Origin of the sequence: Pseudomonas sp. HMWF021 (assembly GCF_003061005.1) — a bacterium.
Classification (GTDB): domain Bacteria; phylum Pseudomonadota; class Gammaproteobacteria; order Pseudomonadales; family Pseudomonadaceae; genus Aquipseudomonas.
The window spans coordinates 7647-9601 of record NZ_QAIK01000047.1 but is presented as its reverse complement, the minus strand read 5'-3'; the positions used below and the strand labels follow the sequence as shown (position 1 = coordinate 9601).

Here is a 1955-nt window from a genome sequence, read left to right as displayed (position 1 = left end):
CTTCACCGGTAGCAGCATCCACCGCCACTTCAACGAAATGCGCACCGAACGTCGACTGTTGATACTGCTTGGCGAGGTCGGCGAATTCGATGCTGTCCTCGGCCTCGACCACATTATCTTTTGCCGCATCACGCAGCGGCAGGGTATTGCCGCCGGCGCGCACCTGGCCGTCGGCGAACTCGACGTCATCGCCGGCCATGCCCAGTTTTTTCGCCACTGCTTCACGCAGTTTCATGCACGCGGCGTACACCCCGGCAGTCGAGCAATTGCCGCCGAACTGGCCGCCGGAGCCGGACGACACCGGGAAGTTCGAATCGCCCAGATGCACCGTCACATCCGCCAGAGGTACGCCCATCATCTCGGCCGCGGTCTGGGCGATGATGGTGTAGCTGCCGGTGCCGATGTCGGTCATGTCGGTTTCCACCGTGACCTTGCCGTCGCGCTCCAGCCGCACCCGCGCGCCGGATTTGAGCAGCAGATTGTTGCGAAACGCGGCGGCGACGCCCATGCCGATCAGCCAGCGCCCTTCGCGACGACTGCCGGGTGTGGCGTTGCGCTGGTTCCAGCCGAACTTCTCGGCACCGGTCTGCAAGCATTCGATCAGGCGCCGCTGGGAGAACGGACGCTCGGTTTTTACCGGATCAACCTGGGTGTCATTGAGGATGCGGAACTGCACCGGGTCGAGCTTGAGCTGCTCGGCCATTTCGTCCATGGCGATTTCCAGCGCCATCAACCCCGGCGCTTCACCCGGCGCGCGCATGGAGTTGCCTTCGGGCAGATCCAGTGGCGCCCGGCGCATGGTCACCCGGCGGTTTTCCCCGGCATAAAGCAACTGGCTCGGCTGCGCGGCGACTTCGACCTTGCCGTCCTTGAGGTTGCCCGACCAGCCTTCGTGAGCGATGGCGCTGAGCTTGCCGTCCGCCGTCGCGCCCATCCGAATGCGCTGGATCGTGGCCGGGCGGTGGGTGGTGTTGTTGGCCATTTGCGGGCGGGCGAGGGCGACTTTCACCGGGCGGTTGGCCAGGCGCGCACCGAGGGCGGCGAGGATCGCGTCGGCGCGAATGAACAGTTTGCCGCCGAAGCCGCCGCCAATGTAAGGCGAGATCAGGCGCACGTTTTCCTTGGGCAGGCCGAGGGTGGTGGCGACGTCGCCGACGCTCCAGGCGATCATCTGGTTGGAGGTCCACAACGTCAGATGATCACCTTTCCACGCGGCCAGGGTCGCGTGCGGCTCCATCATCGCGTGGGACTGGTCCGGGGTGGTGTAGGTCTGGTCGAACTGCACCGGCGCGGCGGCGAAGGCCTTGTCGAAATCGCCGTGGGTGACGTCAGGCAACTCGTCGTCTTCGACACCTTGGTCGCGCACGTTGGCCAGCTCGAACTCGCCTTTGGCCGTGACGTAATCGACCTTGACCAATTGCGCCGCAGCGCGGGCCTGTTCGAAGGTCTCTGCGACCACCAGCGCCACGGCCTGGTGATAGTGCTGTACCTCGGGCCCGGCCAGCAGCGGTGCCGAGTTGTATTGACCTTTGCCGAGCTTGCCGGCATTGGCGGCGGTGACGATGGCCAGCACGCCGGGCGCCGCTTGCGCAGCGTCGAGATCGATGTGGCTGATGCGGCCCTTGGCGATGGCCGAACCGACCATGAAACCGTAAGCCTGATTCGCCACGGCCTCGTGCTGCTCGTAGGCATATGGCGCCTGACCGCTGGTTTTCAGCGGGCCTTCGACGCGGTCAGTGGGTTTGCCGATGACCTTCAACTGGTCGATCGGGTTGGTGGTGGCGGGCGTGTCGAATTTCATGCTTCATCCCTCGCTTGCGCCAACACCGAACCGAGCGTGCGCTCGACCAGGGTCAGTTTGAATTGGTTGTCGTGGGTCGGCGTGGCGCCGTCAAGCAAGCGTTCGCTCACGGCTTTTGCGCCTTTGGGCAGCAACGCGTCGGCGTCTTCGACCC

Annotated in this window: 1 protein-coding gene and 1 pseudogene; both read right to left on the bottom strand. The window is 64.9% G+C overall.

All coding sequences use genetic code 11. The features are described 5' to 3' along the window. Positions 1-1801, bottom strand: a 1801-nt coding sequence (locus tag DBR18_RS06180; protein ID WP_256588576.1) for a xanthine dehydrogenase family protein molybdopterin-binding subunit, incomplete at its 3' end; no start/stop codon positions are given. Beyond that, a pseudogene (locus DBR18_RS28850) lies at positions 1798-1955 on the bottom strand (xanthine dehydrogenase family protein subunit M); the annotation flags it as partial. The gene DBR18_RS06180 and the pseudogene DBR18_RS28850, both read right to left, overlap by 4 nt.